We start from the raw sequence: 15,069 nt of genomic DNA, 5'->3' as shown, positions 1-15,069 counted from the left end.
AACCTTCGAAACCGACACCCCGACAGGAAGCATTTCAGTGCCAGGCGCAACAGGATCGTCGCGTGACCGTCTGCTCGCGCGGCTGCGTCAGCTGATCGGACCGGTCCTGACGGTGTTCGCCGTCGGCGCGTTGGTTGTCGGCGGCGCCGCCTGGCTGGCGGGCTGGCGTGCCGTCGCCGACGCGTGCTGGATCGCCGGTACCGTCAGCGCGACTGGGCCGGCATTGGTGTGGGTGTTGTTGGCGTTGCGCCGGGGGCGGGTCGGCGTGGACGTCATCGCGGTGCTGTCACTGGTCGGCACGCTCCTGGTAGGCGAATATCTGGCAGGTGCGCTGATCGCGGTGATGTTCGCCGGGGGCAGGGCGCTGGACTCCGCGGCCGAGCGTCGCGCATCGCGCGACTTGAGGGCATTGCTGGACCGCGCGCCCCGCTTCGCGCGGCGACGGGTCGGAACACAGATCAGCATGATCGACCTGTCCGAGGTGGCGGCCGGCGACACCCTGGTGGTCGGACCCGGCGAGGTGGTGCCGGTGGACGGGCGGGTCACCGACGACATCGCCGTACTCGACGAGTCCGCCCTCACCGGGGAGCCGCTGCTCGTCGAACGTGTCACCGGTGACACGGTACGCAGCGGTGTGGTCAACGCGGGCAACGCTTTTGAGTTCAAGGCCCACGCCACCGCCGCCGACAGCACCTATGCCGGCATAGTCCGGCTGGCGCAGCAGGCGGGTGCGCTCAACGCCCCGATCGTCCGGCTGGCCGACCGTTTCGCGGTCTGGTTCCTGCCGCTGACCTTGCTGGTCGCCGGTGCCGCGTGGCTCGCCAGCGGATCGGCGGTGCGCGCCGTCGCGGTGCTGGTGGTGGCCACGCCGTGCCCGTTGCTGCTGGCCGCTCCGGTGGCGATCGTCTCCGGTTTGTCGCGTGCATCGCGGACCGGGGTGGTGATTCGCGGCGGGGGAGCGCTGGAAAACCTGGGTCACGCGCGAACGCTGGTAATGGACAAGACCGGCACCCTCACAATGGGCAGGCCGACCGTGGTCGACGTGGTGGCCGCGCCGGGTCGTGAGGCCGTCGACGTGTTGCGGCTGGGTGCCTCGGTCGATCAGTTCTCTCCGCACGTACTTGCCGAAGCCATCGTCACCGAGGCGCTCAGCCGCAAGCTCGAGCTCTCCTTGCCGACGGATGTGGTCGAACTGCCCGGCAGTGGCGTGACCGCGACCGTCGACGGGCATCGGGTCATGGTCGGCAAGGTGCCCGCCGGCGAACTGACGGGCGCCTGGAGCACAGCGGTGGTCAGTCGCGCCCGGCTGGACGGGGCGGGGATCGCGTGGGTCAGCGTCGACGACGCCCCCGCGGGAGCGATACTGCTGCGCGACCCGTTGCGACGCCACGCACCACGCACGGTGCGACGGTTACGCGAAGCCGGCCTCCAGCGGCTGCTCATGCTCACCGGCGACCGCGCCGAACCCACCCGCGAAGTCGCCAGCATCCTGGGGCTGGACGAGGTCCGAGCCGATCAGACTCCCGAGGACAAGTTCGAAGCCGTGCGCGCGGAGAGCGAACGCGCGGTGACGGTGATGGTCGGTGACGGTATCAACGACGCTCCCGCGCTGGCCGCGGCGACCGTTGGAGTCGCGATGGGCGCACGGGGCGCCACCGCGTCGTCCGAGGCTGCCGACATCGTGCTCACCACGGACCGCCTGGACCGGCTCGCCGACGCGATGGACATCGCCCGCTGGTCGCGGCGGATCGCCGTGCAGAGCGCAGCGGTCGGCATGGGCCTGTCGCTGGTCGCCATGGTGGTTGCCGCGCTGGGCTGGCTGCCGCCCGCGGCGGGCGCGCTGCTGCAGGAGGGCATCGACGTCGCGGTCATCCTCAATGCGCTGCGGGCGCTGCGCGGCAATCCGGGCAACGACGTGCAGGTGGACGCGAACACCGAACGCATGTTGCTGCGCTTCGCCGCCGAACACGACGCGTTGCGCGACACCATCGGGCGGTTGCGCGAGTGCGCCAATCGCCTGGCGACCGGAACCGACGCGCTGCCACTGGAGTCGTTGGCCGCCGTGCACACATTGTTGGTCGACCGGATTTTGCCCCACGAAGAGGCCGAGGAAACCTTGCTGTATCCGGCGCTGGCCCGCCCGCTGGGCAGTAGTGAGGCGACCGCCACGATGAGCCGGACCCACGCCGAGATCAGGCGGCTCGCCGATCGCATCGGCACGCACCTGGCCGAGGCGCAGGCAGCGGGGGCAATCCAGCCCGATCAGGTCGATGACCTGCTGGCGTGTCTCTACGGCCTGTATGCCCTACTGCGGCTGCATTTCGTCCAGGAGGAGGAGAACTACTTCACCCTTGCCGAGGACGACAACGTGCCTGAGGAATGAACGGCTAGGCCGCGCGCGGCAGGTCCTGTTGCGCGCCTTGTGCTTTCGCTGTGGGCGACGCCGGTGCAGGGCGCCAGCCCACGTAGGTCAGGTACAGGCCGGCCACCGCGAGCAGAGCGCTCGCCGTGATCCACATGCCGTCCATGCCGATGGTGGCATTGGCCGCCGCCATGAAGGCCTTCGGAAACGCGAGCAGCATCACCCCGCGCAGGGTGATCGCCCAGCCCATCACCGATACGGTGATTGCCGCCGCACCCCGCCAGTACGGGTGCAGTCCGACGATGACCAAGCCGATGAGGAGTACCAGGGCGCCCGTCACCCAGAACCACACCGGGCTGGACTCGAAACCGGTGAGCAGCGTGCGCATCTCGGATCCGCGCGCCACCGTCGTGATGCCGATGATGGCGAAGTAGGGGCCGAGCACGCGGGCGAACTCGCGCGTGCGTGGCTGCAATTGTGACGTGCTCATTGCCATACCTCCGATTGGAGATCGTCGTCTCCATACCACCATCTGAGCACCGTCCTCGGGTCGACGGGAGGGACCGAAGTCCCCAACCGAACGGGACATTCGTCGCCGGTCCAGGGCTTTGGGGACTAAAGCCTCACGACCGGGACCGCCCGGGCGGATAGCGTTTCCAGACAGGTAAGGGAGTGCGGCATGAAAGTCAGTCAGCGCGGTCGTCGTGCCACCGCCGCGCTCGCGTCTGAGCGCATCATCCTGCGGACCGACCGCCGCGCGGCCAGGCTGGCCAGTTCACTGCTGCTGATCGGCGTGCTGACCTGGTTGACGGTGTTGACCGTGCACGAACGCCCGGCCGCGAATTGGTATGCGGCAGGCCGGTTCGGATGGTCGGTCGCCCTACTGGCGGCTGTGGTGCTCATCGCGCGCGGGGTGTTCCTGGGCCGGCCGGTCACCCCGCGGCACGCCGTCGGCTCCGCGGCGCTGCTGGCGGCCGGCCTCTTCGCTCACTTCCTGGACTTCGGGGCCTGGGGCAATGTTCTGGTGGCGGGCAGCGGCCTGGCACTGATGTGGCCAACTTCGGCTGAGCCGCAACCGGAGTTGCTGCAGCGGGTGTGGGCGCTGGTCGACGCCACACCGGCAGATCCGTTGGCCCCCTTCGCCATGCACTCGCTCAAGAGCTACTTCTTCAATGCCGCCGGCACGGCCGCGATCGCCTACCGGACCCGGCTGGGGTTCGCCGTCGTCAGTGGCGACCCGATCGGTGACAGCGCGCAATTCGAGCAACTGGCAACCCAGTTCGCTGTGATGTGCCGGTCGCGCGGTTGGCGCATCGTGGTGCTGGCGGCCGCGCAACGGAATCTGGGATTGTGGACCAGAGAGTTGATCGGGCAGGCGATGCTCGCGGTGCCGATCGGGCGCGACGTGGTGGTCGATGTCCCGCGCTTCAGCCTGGCCGGTCGCCGCTACCGCAACGTACGTCAGGCCGTACAGCGCACCCGCAACCGCGGTGTCACCACCGGCATCGTCGACGAACGCGATCTGGACGCCGGCCTGGTCACCGAGCTCAGTGAGGTGCTCTACGCCTCCCACGGCGGAGTGCGCACCGAGCGCGGGTTCTGCATGAACCTCGACGGTGCGCTGCAAGGCCGTTGCCCCGGCGTCAAGCTGGCCATTGCGCGCGACAGCGACGGGCGGGCAGTGGCTTTCCACCGCTACGCGAGCGCCGGCGGCGGGTCGGAGATCACCCTGGATGCGCCCTATCGTCGGCCCGACGCTCCGAACGGGATCGACGAGCGGCTCAGTGTCGACATGATCGCCGAAGCGAAAAACCATCATGCACAACGCCTTTCGCTGGCGTTCGCGGCGTTCCCGGAAGTCTTCGACGCCACCGAGCCGGGTTTGTTGCAGCGCGTGGCCTATCGATTGATCCATCTGCTGGATCCGTTGATCCGGCTGGAATCGCTCTACCGTTACCTGCGGAAGTTCCACGCGCTGGGCGAGCGGCGGTATGTGGTGTTGTGCACGCACCACATACCGAGCGCACTGGTGGTGTTGCTGTCGCTGGAGTTCCTACCCCGGCGCCGCCGGCTAAGGCCGGCTCATCACCGGGTTGCGGCCGGGGCGTGAGTCTCGACGTAGCCGACCACGTCTGACAGCGTGCGCAGCGACGCGTAGTCGGACTCCGGGATGTCGACATTGAATCGCTTGTGGATGCCGAGCAGGAAGTTCAGCCAGTCCATCGAATCCAGGTCGACCTGGTCGCGCAGCAAGTCGTCATCGGTGATGTCGTCGGCGTCCACTTCCGGGGCGATGGTCGTCAGGACCGACAGGACCACATCACGAGTGTCTTCGTTGATTGTCATAGTTTCACTTCTCCAGGACGTCGGGTTGTTGCAGCAGTTCGTTGATCGCGGCCAGAAACAGCGCGCCGCGGTGTCCGTCACTGGCCCGGTGGTCGGCGGCCAGGGTGCCCTGCACGGCGTTGACGACGCGAATTCCGCCGTCGATGACGCACACCCGCTGGGTCGTCTTGCCGAAGCCGACCAGCGCGACCTGCGGCGGATAGATCACCCCGAACACGGTGTCCACACCCTGGTCGCCCAGGTTGGTGACGGTGATGGTCGGATCGGACATCTCCGAGCTGCGCAGTGAACCGGCGCGCGCCCGTGCCACCAGGTCAGTGAGGTCGTTCATCAGCTCGTCGAGTTTCTTCTCTGCCACGTCGTGAATGGCGGGTGCCACCAGACCGCCGCCGCGCAACGAGATGGCGACGCCGACGTGCACGGCGGGCGCGGGCTGATAGCCGTCTTCCCGCCAAAAGCCGCTGAACTCTTTGAAGCGCTGCGCGGCCAGGGCCACCGCTTTGAGTTGCAGCACGGCCGGCAGTACGCGTTCGGTGATGGGCCGCTGCGCATTTCGGGCGGTGAGCCAGGTCAGCGCGGTGTCCATCAATATCTCGTCGGCCAGGTAGTAGTGCGGGATCTCGCGCTTGGACCGGCTCATGGCGGCCGCAATCGACTGCCGCATCGCGGCGCCTCGCTCGGCCATGGACATGCGTTCGCCGGCAGGCTTGGGCGCGAGTGCGGGCTTCTTGACCGGCTGCCGCGTGGCTGCGGCGTGCTCGACGTCGACGATAGTCACCGCACCGCCGGGCCCGGTGCCGCTGACCCCGTCCAGGTCGACGCTGAGGTTGGCCGCCAGCCGGCGCGCGGCGGGGGAGACCCAACGGCGATGTTGTGGCCCGGTCGGCCGCGCCGGAGCGGGCGCGGCGGTGGCCGGCTGGGGAGCAGCCTGGGGGGCTTTGCCCGGCGCTTTCGGGGCGCGTTTGCGGGCTGCCTTCTTCTGCGGTTGCTCGGCGGTCACGGGTGCGGTCGCCGCCACGGTTTCACCCGCCTCCCGCAGGGTGGCCAATACCGTTCCCACTTCCACGGTTTCGCCGACCGGGACCACCAGCTCGTCGATGGTGCCTTCCTGCCAGCACTCGATCTCCACCGCGGCCTTGGTGGTTTCTATGACGGCGACGACCTGGCCGCGGCTCACCTTGTCGCCGGGCTTGACCAGCCACTCGTTGAGTGTGCCTTCGTCCATGTCGGAGCCCAGAGCGGGCATCTTGAACTCGATCATCACCGGTCCCCGAACAGTTCGTGTACGGCCGCGACGATCTTGTGCGGTTGCGGAAGGGCGGCCTCCTCAAGGTGTTTCGCGTATGGGATGGGGACCTCTTCACTGCAGACCCGGCCCACCGGCGCGTCCAGGTCGTAGAAAGCCCCTTCCATGATCACCGCGGAGATCTCGGCCGCCAGACTGCCGCTGCGCCAGGCCTCGTCGATGGCGACGGCGCGGTGAGTCTTGCGCACCGAGTCCAGAATGGTCTCGGTGTCCAGAGGTCTCAGCACCCGCAGATCCACCACCTCGCAGTCGATCCCGGCCAGGGACAGCTCGTTCGCGGCGTCCAGCGCTTTGCCAACACAACCGCCGTAGGCGATCAGCGTGACATCGCTGCCTTCCCGACGCACCGCCGCCTTGCTGATGTCGGTCGGCTCCAAGGTATCGATATCGGTCGAGGTGTTGTAGAGCTGCACGTGTTCGAAGATGATCACCGGGTCCGGATCGGCCAGTGCCGGGCCGAGCATGCCGTAGGCGTCCTCGACCGTCGCCGGCGCCAAGACCTTGATGCCGGGGATGTGGGCATACCAGGGTTCGAGGCTGTGCGAATGTTGGGCGGCGAGTTGCCGCCCGGCCCCGGTGGCCATCCGCACGACGATCGGCACCGAGAACTGCCCCCCGGACATATGACGCAGTGCCGCAGCGGTATTGACGATCTGGTCGAGCGCCAGCAGGCTGAAGTTCACGGTCATGACTTCGACGATCGGGCGTAATCCGTTGAGCGCGGCGCCAATACCGATTCCGACGAAGCCGAGTTCAGACAACGGGGTGTCCCGGACGCGCTGCTCGCCGAACTCCTCCAGCAGCCCCTTGGACGCCGCGTAGGTGCCGCCGTAGCGCCCTACGTCCTCGCCCATCAGGACCACCCGTGAGTCGTCGCGCAGCGCGTCGCGGATCGCGTCGTGAACGGCGGTGCGGTAGGTCGTTTTCATCGCGCCGCCTCCAGCGGGGTCAGCACGTCCCGGGCCAGATCGGCCACGTCTTCCCGGGTTCCCGCGTCGGCGTAAGCGACCGCGTCGGCGATCTCGGCGGCGGCCGCGTCTTCGATGTCGCGGACGTCTTGGTCGGTGAGCAGGCCGTCGGCCTGCCGCCGCCGGACGAACAAGTCGATCGGGTCTCGCTCGCGCCATTGTTCGACTTCGGCCTTGGTCCGGTATAAGTCGGGGTCGAACATCGAATGGGGGCGGAACCGATAGGTGCGGAACTCGATGAAGAACGGGCCACCGGAGCTGCGTACGTGCTCGACGCCTTTGCGGGTGGCCTCGTAACACGCTTCGACGTCCATCCCGTCGACGGCAAGCGCGTCCACCCGGTATGCGGCCGCCTTGGCGGTCAGGTCGGTTTGCGACTGCGCCCGATCCAGCGCGGTGCCCATGGCGTAGAGATTGTTCTCGCACAGGAACAACACCGGCAGGTTCCACAACACGGCCATGTTCAGCGACTCGTGGAAGGCGCCCTCGGCCACCGCTCCGTCGCCGAAGTAACACGCGGTCACCCGGTTTCGGTTCAACATGGAGTCGGCGAGCGCGATGCCGACCGCCAGTGGCAGCCCGCCCGCGACAATCGCGTTGCCGCCGTAGAAGTGCCGGGAGGCGTCAAAGAGGTGCATGGACCCGCCGCGACCGCGGGAGCAGCCTTCCTGCTTGCCGAACATTTCGGCCATGATCCGGGTCATCGGGATGCCGCGCAGCAGTGCATGCGCGTGCTCGCGGTATGTCGCCACCACCGCGTCGTCGTCGGTCAACGCGCGCAGCGATCCCGCGGCAACGGCTTCCTCGCCGACGTAGAGGTGCAGGAAGCCGCGAATTTTGGCCGCGCTGTAGAGTTCCGCGCATTTCTCTTCCATCCGGCGCACCCGCACCATGTCTGACAACAGCGCGTGCGTCAGGTCCTTTTCCGTCACAGCGACGCTCCTTGGGGTTGAGATTGGGATTGAGAGGTGTGCGGTTGCTCGATCGTGGAGGTATCCCCCTCGGGCAGTCCGAGTTCACGGGCCTTGAGCAGGCGGCGCATGATCTTGCCGCTGCTCGTGTGCGGCAACGAGTCGGCGAACTCAATCTCCTTGGGCGCCACGGCCGGTCCGAGTCGCTTGCGCGCATGCCCGAGCAGCTGCAACCGGAGTTCCTCGCTGGGCACATACCCGTCCTTGAGGGTGACGAAGGCTTTGATGACAGAACCGACGGTGGGGTCCGGCTTACCGATGACGGCCGCCTCGGCCACCGCCGGATGGTCGGTCAGCGCGCTTTCCACCTCGAACGGGCCGATCAGGTGCCCGGCCGACTTAATCACGTCGTCTTTGCGTCCGACGAACCAGAAGTAGCCGTCGGCATCCCGTGTGGCCAAATCGCCGGTGAGATAAAGCCCGTCGCTGAAGCACTTTCGGTATCTCTCGTCGGCGTGTAGGTAGCCGCGGAACATCGACGGCCAACCGGGTTTGAGCGCAAGCTCGCCCTCGACATCGGGTTCGTCGATGACGGTGACGCTGCCGTCGTCGTTGTCGCGCACGATGCAGGCGTCGACCCCGGGCAGCGGTCGTCCCATCGAGCCCGGCTTGATGTCGAATGCGGGTGTGTTGGCGATCATGATGCCGCCCGTCTCGGTCTGCCACCAGTTGTCGTGAATCGGCAAGCCCAGGGTCCGTTTGCCCCACCACACGGCTTCGGGGTTGAGCGGCTCGCCGACGCTGGCGATGAAACGCAGGTGCGGAAAAGTGAAGCGCGCAGGCAGTTCCGGCCCGGCTTTGATCAGCATCCTGATGCCGGTCGGCGCGGTGTACCAGACCGACACCTGTTCGTCCTGCAGGATCCGGTACCACCGTTCCGCGTCGAATTCGGCCTGGTCGACGATCAATGTCACGCCGTGCAGCAGCGGGCTGATGATCCCGTACGAGGTGCCGGTTACCCAGCCGGGATCCGCTGTGCACCAGTAAATGTCGTCAGGATGAAGGTCGAGTGCGTACAAACCCGTGACGTAGTGCATGGCGACGGCGCCATGGACGTGGATGGCGCCTTTCGGGGTGCCGGTGGTCCCGCTGGTGAAGTGCAGCAGCGCCGGATCGTCAGCCGTGGTGGGTTCGACCGGTGCATCCTGGTCGGCCATGTTCATGCACTGCCAGAAGTCGAGCGTTCCCGACGGCGGCTCGCCGTGCGTGCCGTCGTCGACCACGATGACGTGTTGCACCGACGCCAGGCCGCTGTGGATCTTGGCGATCTTGCGCTGATAGATCGCCTTGGTGGTGACCAGCACATCGGCCTGCCCGATATCCACCCGGGTTGCGATCGGTTCCGGCCCGAAGGCGGAAAACAGCGGTGAGACCACGCTGCCATTGCGCAGGGCGCCCAGCATCGTGATGTACAGCTCGGGGATGCGGCCCATGATGGCGAAGACGCGGTCGCCCTTGCCGATTCCCAGTGCGCGCAGCACGCCGGTGAATCGGGTCACCCGATCACTCAGCTCGGCATAGGTCAGCTCGTGCGCCCCGTCCTCGGTGAGGAAGCGCAGCGCGGTGTGGCTGCTCTCGGGCCCGCTTGCGTGGCGGTCGACGGCGGCGTAGGCGATGTTGCATTTGCCCTCGCCCATGCCGGCGCACAGTTTCGGCACTTCCGACCAGTCGAAGTGCGACCGGGCTTGCTCGTAATCGGCAAGATTGGGCTGGACGCGAAAATCGCGCGAGGTCTTGTGAATCACATCCATGTGCAGTCCTCATCCCCAGGGTGCTGGCTCCTCAAGCGTGTTCCGCCGGCGCTGGGCGCAATAGGGAACAAGGTCACCGATCAGCCGGCCGGACGTCGCACGCCCGTGTCTTATGACGCGACGAAGGTGACCAAGGACCCTGGCATCGGGGTGCCGGGTGGCGGACGGTCGTACTGAAACAGAAAGGTGAGTGCGATGACCCGAACGCTGGTCGAAACCGCGGTGATCACGAACGCGGTGGAGTTGGCGTGCCATGCTCCGTCACTACACAACACCCAGCCGTGGCGGTGGGTGGTCACCGGCTCGACCGTCGACCTGTTTCTCGACCCGACCCGCATCGTGAGCTCGACCGACAGCTCGGGGCGGGAGGCTGTCCTCAGCTGTGGCGCCGCTCTCGACCACCTTGTGGTCGCGATGGCCGCCGTCGGCTGGGACACCCACGTGGACCCGTTTCCCAACCCGAACAACCTCGATCACCTGGCGTCGGCCGACTTCACGCCGATGGCGTACGTCGGACGGGCCCGGCGCGACCGTGCTGAGGCGATCACGGTTCGCCGCACCGACCGGCGCCCGTTCCGTGCCCCCAATGACTGGCCGTCGCTGCAGCCGCTGCTGCGCAACTGTGTGGAACCGGACCTGGTGGGGCTCGAGGTACTGAGCGACGACGCGCGGCCCCGGCTGGCGGAGGCGACGCGGCTCAGCGAGGCGTTGCGTCGCTACGACGACAGCTACCACCACGAATTAAGTTGGTGGACAGCGCCATCAAGAGAGCATGACGGTATCCCACAGGCTGCGCTGGTGTCCGGCGCCGAAGCCCGGGGAGTCGGGGTGAACCGCGAGTTCCCCGGCGGCGCCGAAGCCGAGCACGCGAGCCGACATGACCAGGCGAAGATCGTGTTGCTGTCGACGGCCGAGAACACCCGCGCCGACGCGCTCAACTGCGGGCAAGCGCTCTCCAGCGTCCTGCTGGAATGCACCGCCGCGGGGCTGGCGACCTGCCCGATCACGCATGCGACGGAACTGGCGCAAGGTCGCGACATCCTGCGCGAGCTCACCGACGGGCGAGCGGCCGTTCCGCAGGTGCTGATCCGGGTCGGCATCTCACCCTCGGGACCGATCCCGGCGGCGACCCCGCGGCGACCGCTGGGTGAGGTGCTGGAGGTTGTCGGCTAACCGGCGGAAATGGGCCTAGCTAATGGGCCTAGCTAATGGGCCTAGCTAATGGCCTAGGTCCACCCCATGCTGGGACTTCGGTCCCTACCCACGATGCCCGGGGATTGGTCGAATTAAGCATTGCTATGGGGGCAATCGGAGATTGAGGAGTGCGAAATGAGCAGTGCAGCCGAGGCCGCCAGGCCCGCACCGAGGCGGGTGTTCCGCGACCGGCGGGAGGCCGGCCAGGTGTTGGCGAATCTGTTGAGCGCTTACCGCGATAACCGGAACGTGATCGTGCTGGGTCTGGCGCGCGGGGGATTGCCGGTGGCGTGGGAGGTGGCGGCCGCGCTGCGCGCCCCGCTGGACGCGTTCATCGTGCGCAAGCTCGGCGCCCCGGGCCACGAAGAGTTCGCCGTCGGCGCCCTGGCCAGCGGCGGTCGTGTCGTCGTGAACGACGATGTGTTGCGCGGGTTGCGGGTCACCTCGGCGCAGCTGCGCGACATCGTCGAGCGCGAAGGCCGCGAGCTGGTCCGGCGCGAGGCCGCCTATCGCGGTGGTCGCCCACCGGTCGAGGTGGCCGGCCGGACCGTGATCCTGGTCGATGACGGATTAGCCACCGGCGCAAGCATGTTCGCGGCCGTTCAGGCATTGCGTGACGCCGAGCCGGCGCACATCGTGATCGCCGTGCCCGCCGCGCCCGAATCCACCTGCCGGGAATTCGAGGGTTTGGTCGATGAAGTGGTCTGCGCGTCGATGCCGACGCCGTTTCTTGCTGTGGGAGAGTCGTTCTGGGATTTCCGGCAAGTCAGCGACGAAGAGGTGCGTGAACTGCTGGCCAAGCCCACCACGGGGCTCGCGCTGATCAAGCCCGCGGTCCCGACCGCGGCCGAGATGATCGCCGCCGTGGCAGTCGATGCGCCTCAAGGGATTCCGTCACGCGATGTGCTCGAGGAGGTCATCGGTGACGCGCGCATCGTGCTGATCGGCGAGAGCTCGCACGGCACCCACGAGTTCTATGAGGCGCGCTCGGAAATCACCAAGTGGCTGATCCAGGAGAAGGGCTTCTGCGCCGTTGCGGCGGAGGCGGACTGGCCCGACGCCTACCGGGTGAACCGCTACGTGCGCGGCCTGGGCAAGGACACGTCGGCGCAGCAGGCATTGAGCGGTTTCGAACGCTTCCCGGCGTGGATGTGGCGCAACACCGTCGTTCGCGACTTCACCGAATGGCTACGCGAACACAATCAGCGCGGCCCGCGCCAGGCCGGGTTCTACGGGCTCGACCTGTACAGCCTGCACCGGTCGATGCACGAAGTGATCACCTACCTCGACACGGTGGATTCCGCGGCGGCGGCCCGGGCCCGCGTCCGGTATGCGTGCTTCGACCACCCCGCGGGCGACGACGGGCAGGCCTACGGGTACAAGGCCGCGTTCGGCGCGGGTCCCAAATGTGAGCGCCAGGCGATCGAGCAGTTGGTCGAGTTGCAGCGCAACGCGCTGGACTACCTGCGTGCCGACGGCCTGCTCGCCGAAGACGAACTGTTCTACGCCCAGCAGAACGCGCAGACCGTCCGCGACGCCGAGGTGTACTACCGCTCGATGTTCAGCGGCCGGGTCTCGTCGTGGAATCTGCGGGACAAGCACATGGCGCAGACCCTGGAAGCACTGGTGAAGCACCTGGACCGGCATAGCGATGGCCCTCCCGCGCGGATTGTGGTGTGGGCACACAACTCTCATGTCGGGGATGCGACCGCGACGGAGGTGTGGGCCGACGGCCAGCTCACGCTCGGGCAGCTCGCCCGGCAGCGCTACGGCCACGAGGCGCGCCTGATCGGCCTGAGCACCTATTCGGGTACGGTCACGGCAGCCAGCGAGTGGGGCGGCATCGCCGAACGCAAGGCGGTCCGCCCGGCCCTTCCCGGCAGCGTCGAGGACCTGTTCCACCAGAGCGGCCGGGACGCCTTCCTGGTGTCGGCGCGCGTCGACGACAAGGCAGCCGAGCCCTTGTCCGCCGTTAGGCTGGGCCGGGCCATCGGCGTGATTTATCAGCCGGCGACCGAGCGCCAGAGCCATTACTTCCATGTCCGGCCTGCCGATCAGTTCGACGCGATGATCCACATCGACACCACCCGTGCGCTGGAGCCCCTGGAGACCACGAGCGTGTGGATTGCCGGCGAAACGCCGGAGACCTATCCCAGCGGTCTCTAGGCCCCGACCAAAGTCACACTGACGAGCGGAGTCCAATGATGCACGCCGGTTTCACACCGGGGTTACCGCGGATCGTCACGTTGACGATGAATCCCGCGCTCGACATCACCACCAGCGTGGACGTGGTGCGGCCGACAAGTAAGTTGCGTTGCAGCGCAACGCGTTACGACCCGGGTGGCGGAGGCGTCAATGTCGCGCGGATTGCCCACGTTCTCGGTGGGTCGGTTTTCGCGGTGTTGCCGGCGGGCGGGTCACACGGCGGCCTGCTGACCAGGTTGCTCAGCGAGGCAGGGGTGCCCTTCGGGGAAATCCCCATCGCCGGCGCGACGCGGGAAAGCTTCACCGTTAACGAGGTCAGCACCGGTCGGCAGTACCGGTTCGTCCTGCCAGGGCCGGTGCTGACCTCCGCAGAGCAGGACAGGTGCCTGCAGGAACTGCGGATGGCCGCGCGTTCCGCCGACTTCGTGGTGGCCAGCGGCAGCCTCCCGCCGGGCGTGCCCGCCGACTTCTATCAACGCGTGGCCGACGTCGCGCGCGAGGTGGGTGCGCGCCTCATCCTCGACACCTCCGGCGGCGCCCTGCGGGGCGTCTCGTCGGGAATCTACTTGCTCAAGGCAAGCGTCCGTGAGTTGCGCGAATGCGTGGGTCGTGAATTGGCCACCGAGGAGGAACAGATCGCCGCCGCAAGCGAAATCGTGGACACCGGTCGCGCCGGGGTGGTGGTGGTGTCCTTAGGTTCAGCCGGCGCGCTGCTGGCCACCGAGCACACCTGCCAGCGTTTCGCGGCGGTTCCGATGGAGGGGGGCAGCGGGGTGGGTGCCGGTGACGCGATGGTCGCCGCCATCGCCGTCGGACTGACCCGCGGGTGGCCGCTGGGGAAGTCCGTGCGGCTGGGAATCGCAGCGGGCGCGGCGATGCTGCTGACGCCGGGCACCGCGGTGTGTGAGCGCGCCGATGTGGAAAGGCTCTTCGAGTTGACCGGCGAGCCGGCCGAGGTGGGCGACGCCGGGGACGAAGGACATGGCAAACTCAGGCCCAACGACCCCAGCGGAAGCAGCTGACCGCGCAATAGATTGATGGTGAGCGAAAGTCAGGAGCCGACATGAGCCAGCTGGACGCAAAGTCGGTGGTAGTGGGTGTCAACGGTTCGCCGGCCGCGGTCAACGCGGCCAAGTGGGCGATCGACGAGGCGCTGAGCCGGCAGATGCCCCTTCGGCTCGTCTACGTCATCACCGGCTCCGGTGAGTCTGCGCATGCTTCGGACTGGGAGCTCGAACGCGCCGAAATGGTGTTGTCGCAGGCCGAAAGCGCTGTTCTCAGCGAGGCGCGGGCCCAGGGCAAGCCGGTCGAGATCGAGACCGCCATCCTCTCCGGCGACCCGGCGCAGGCGCTGATAAACACCTCCCAGGACGCGGCCCTGATCTGCGTGGGCACCTCCCGGCGCGGGTGGGCCGCTGACGGACTGCTAGGCCCCACGGCTGCCGCGCTCGTGACCCACGCGCACTGCCCGGTCGCGGTGATCCGCACCAACCCGGACGGCTCGCCCACCCAGGTCGGGGTGATCGCCGTCGTCCTCAACGACGACCCCGACAACGACGAAGTGGTCCGTCTGGCCATGGAGGAAGGGCGGCGCCGGCAAGCGATCGTGCGGCAGATCGACCGCCGCCTGGACAGCTGGGTCCGCCGTTACCCCGACGTGCCGGTCCAAGTCGTGGCGTCCGGAACCGGCGCGAGGGCCGACGAGAACCACAGTCGGGCAATCGATCTGGCCGTGGTGGGCGAGTCGGAGGCCGCGGATCTGCCGGGCTTGGCGACGCCGAATTGTCATCCGATCCTCGGCTACCCTGACTGTTCGGTACTGCTGGTCCGGCACTGAGTGGTCGCCCGAAATACCGGGCCGAGCGTGCACTCACGGCGAAAATTCGGCCCTCAATGTCAAGTGGTTAGTGCAACGCGGTTAGGCGGCTTGATCGAGCAGGGCTGCTAAGCGTTGGGCGGGGGTGTC

At 67.6% G+C, this 15,069-nt stretch carries 12 protein-coding genes; 6 read left to right on the top strand and 6 right to left on the bottom strand.

Annotated elements, in window-relative coordinates; translation table 11 throughout:
- Positions 1-37 precede the first annotated feature (37 nt).
- Positions 38-2,383, top strand: a complete 2,346-nt coding sequence (locus AWC08_RS08905) for a heavy metal translocating P-type ATPase (RefSeq protein ID WP_065134378.1) — start codon at positions 38-40, stop codon at positions 2,381-2,383.
- 4 nt (positions 2,384-2,387) lie between these two features.
- Here the strand turns inward: AWC08_RS08905 and AWC08_RS08900 are convergent, their stop codons facing one another.
- On the bottom strand, positions 2,388-2,852 hold the full coding sequence (locus AWC08_RS08900; protein ID WP_065134379.1) for a hypothetical protein: 465 nt from the start codon (positions 2,850-2,852) through the stop codon (positions 2,388-2,390).
- Positions 2,853-3,041: 189 nt separating this feature from the next.
- On the opposite strand from AWC08_RS08900, the gene AWC08_RS08895 reads away from it, so the two are divergent.
- Positions 3,042-4,472, top strand: a complete 1,431-nt coding sequence (locus AWC08_RS08895; protein ID WP_069434699.1) for a bifunctional lysylphosphatidylglycerol flippase/synthetase MprF — start codon at positions 3,042-3,044, stop codon at positions 4,470-4,472.
- Here the strand turns inward: AWC08_RS08895 and AWC08_RS08890 are convergent.
- Genes AWC08_RS08890 through acsA form a run of 5 tightly spaced genes read right to left on the bottom strand, consistent with a single transcriptional unit; the run spans position 4,448 to position 9,704 of the window.
- Positions 4,448-4,708, bottom strand: a complete 261-nt coding sequence (locus AWC08_RS08890) for a phosphopantetheine-binding protein (RefSeq protein ID WP_065133946.1) — start codon at positions 4,706-4,708, stop codon at positions 4,448-4,450. The genes AWC08_RS08895 and AWC08_RS08890 overlap by 25 nt on opposite strands.
- A 4-nt stretch (positions 4,709-4,712) precedes the next feature.
- The gene (locus tag AWC08_RS08885; protein ID WP_065133945.1) at positions 4,713-5,969 is read right to left on the bottom strand and encodes a dihydrolipoamide acetyltransferase family protein; all 1,257 of its coding nucleotides are present in this window, start codon (positions 5,967-5,969) and stop codon (positions 4,713-4,715) included.
- Positions 5,969-6,943, bottom strand: a complete 975-nt coding sequence (locus AWC08_RS08880) for an alpha-ketoacid dehydrogenase subunit beta (RefSeq protein WP_065133944.1) — start codon at positions 6,941-6,943, stop codon at positions 5,969-5,971. The genes AWC08_RS08885 and AWC08_RS08880 overlap by 1 nt, the downstream gene beginning before the upstream one ends.
- The gene (gene pdhA / locus AWC08_RS08875) at positions 6,940-7,914 is read right to left on the bottom strand and encodes a pyruvate dehydrogenase (acetyl-transferring) E1 component subunit alpha (RefSeq protein ID WP_082986333.1); all 975 of its coding nucleotides are present in this window, start codon (positions 7,912-7,914) and stop codon (positions 6,940-6,942) included. Before pdhA ends, AWC08_RS08880 begins: the two co-directional genes overlap by 4 nt.
- Entirely contained in the window at positions 7,911-9,704 is a 1,794-nt protein-coding gene (gene acsA, locus AWC08_RS08870) for an acetate--CoA ligase (protein ID WP_065133943.1), read from the bottom strand. Before acsA ends, pdhA begins: the two co-directional genes overlap by 4 nt.
- Positions 9,705-9,899: 195 nt before the next feature.
- Here acsA and AWC08_RS08865 point away from each other — a divergent pair, with 195 nt between their 5' ends.
- From AWC08_RS08865 to AWC08_RS08850, 4 genes are all read left to right on the top strand, one after another.
- Complete coding sequence (locus tag AWC08_RS08865) at positions 9,900-10,877, top strand: Acg family FMN-binding oxidoreductase (protein ID WP_065133942.1); 978 nt, start codon at positions 9,900-9,902, stop codon at positions 10,875-10,877.
- Positions 10,878-11,033: 156 nt separating this feature from the next.
- Positions 11,034-13,064: an erythromycin esterase family protein gene (locus tag AWC08_RS08860; protein ID WP_082986332.1), complete on the top strand. Its 2,031-nt coding sequence runs from the start codon at positions 11,034-11,036 to the stop codon at positions 13,062-13,064.
- A gap of 35 nt (positions 13,065-13,099) precedes the next feature.
- On the top strand, positions 13,100-14,125 hold the full coding sequence (locus AWC08_RS08855) for a 1-phosphofructokinase family hexose kinase (protein ID WP_142283482.1): 1,026 nt from the start codon (positions 13,100-13,102) through the stop codon (positions 14,123-14,125).
- Between the two features lie 41 nt (positions 14,126-14,166).
- Entirely contained in the window at positions 14,167-14,940 is a 774-nt protein-coding gene (locus AWC08_RS08850; protein ID WP_065133941.1) for a universal stress protein, read from the top strand.
- The last annotated feature ends 129 nt before the right edge of the window (positions 14,941-15,069 follow it).

The organism is Mycobacterium gordonae (assembly GCF_002101675.1).
Taxonomy (GTDB): domain Bacteria; phylum Actinomycetota; class Actinomycetes; order Mycobacteriales; family Mycobacteriaceae; genus Mycobacterium; species Mycobacterium gordonae.
This window is presented reverse-complemented; position numbering and strand designations above follow the sequence as displayed.

Excerpts from the sequence above, each read along its gene's own strand:
- acsA (WP_065133943.1), bottom strand. The coding sequence starts at position 9,704 with ATGGATGTGATTCACAAGACCTCGCGCGATTTTCGCGTCCAGCCCAAT.
- AWC08_RS08850 (WP_065133941.1), top strand. The coding sequence starts at position 14,167 with ATGAGCCAGCTGGACGCAAAGTCGGTGGTAGTGGGTGTCAACGGTTCG.
- AWC08_RS08880 (WP_065133944.1), bottom strand. The coding sequence starts at position 6,943 with ATGAAAACGACCTACCGCACCGCCGTTCACGACGCGATCCGCGACGCG.
- AWC08_RS08860 (WP_082986332.1), top strand. The coding sequence starts at position 11,034 with ATGAGCAGTGCAGCCGAGGCCGCCAGGCCCGCACCGAGGCGGGTGTTC.
- AWC08_RS08890 (WP_065133946.1), bottom strand. The coding sequence starts at position 4,708 with ATGACAATCAACGAAGACACTCGTGATGTGGTCCTGTCGGTCCTGACG.
- AWC08_RS08855 (WP_142283482.1), top strand. The coding sequence starts at position 13,100 with ATGATGCACGCCGGTTTCACACCGGGGTTACCGCGGATCGTCACGTTG.
- AWC08_RS08865 (WP_065133942.1), top strand. The coding sequence starts at position 9,900 with ATGACCCGAACGCTGGTCGAAACCGCGGTGATCACGAACGCGGTGGAG.
- AWC08_RS08895 (WP_069434699.1), top strand. The coding sequence starts at position 3,042 with ATGAAAGTCAGTCAGCGCGGTCGTCGTGCCACCGCCGCGCTCGCGTCT.
- AWC08_RS08885 (WP_065133945.1), bottom strand. The coding sequence starts at position 5,969 with ATGATCGAGTTCAAGATGCCCGCTCTGGGCTCCGACATGGACGAAGGC.
- AWC08_RS08900 (WP_065134379.1), bottom strand. The coding sequence starts at position 2,852 with ATGAGCACGTCACAATTGCAGCCACGCACGCGCGAGTTCGCCCGCGTG.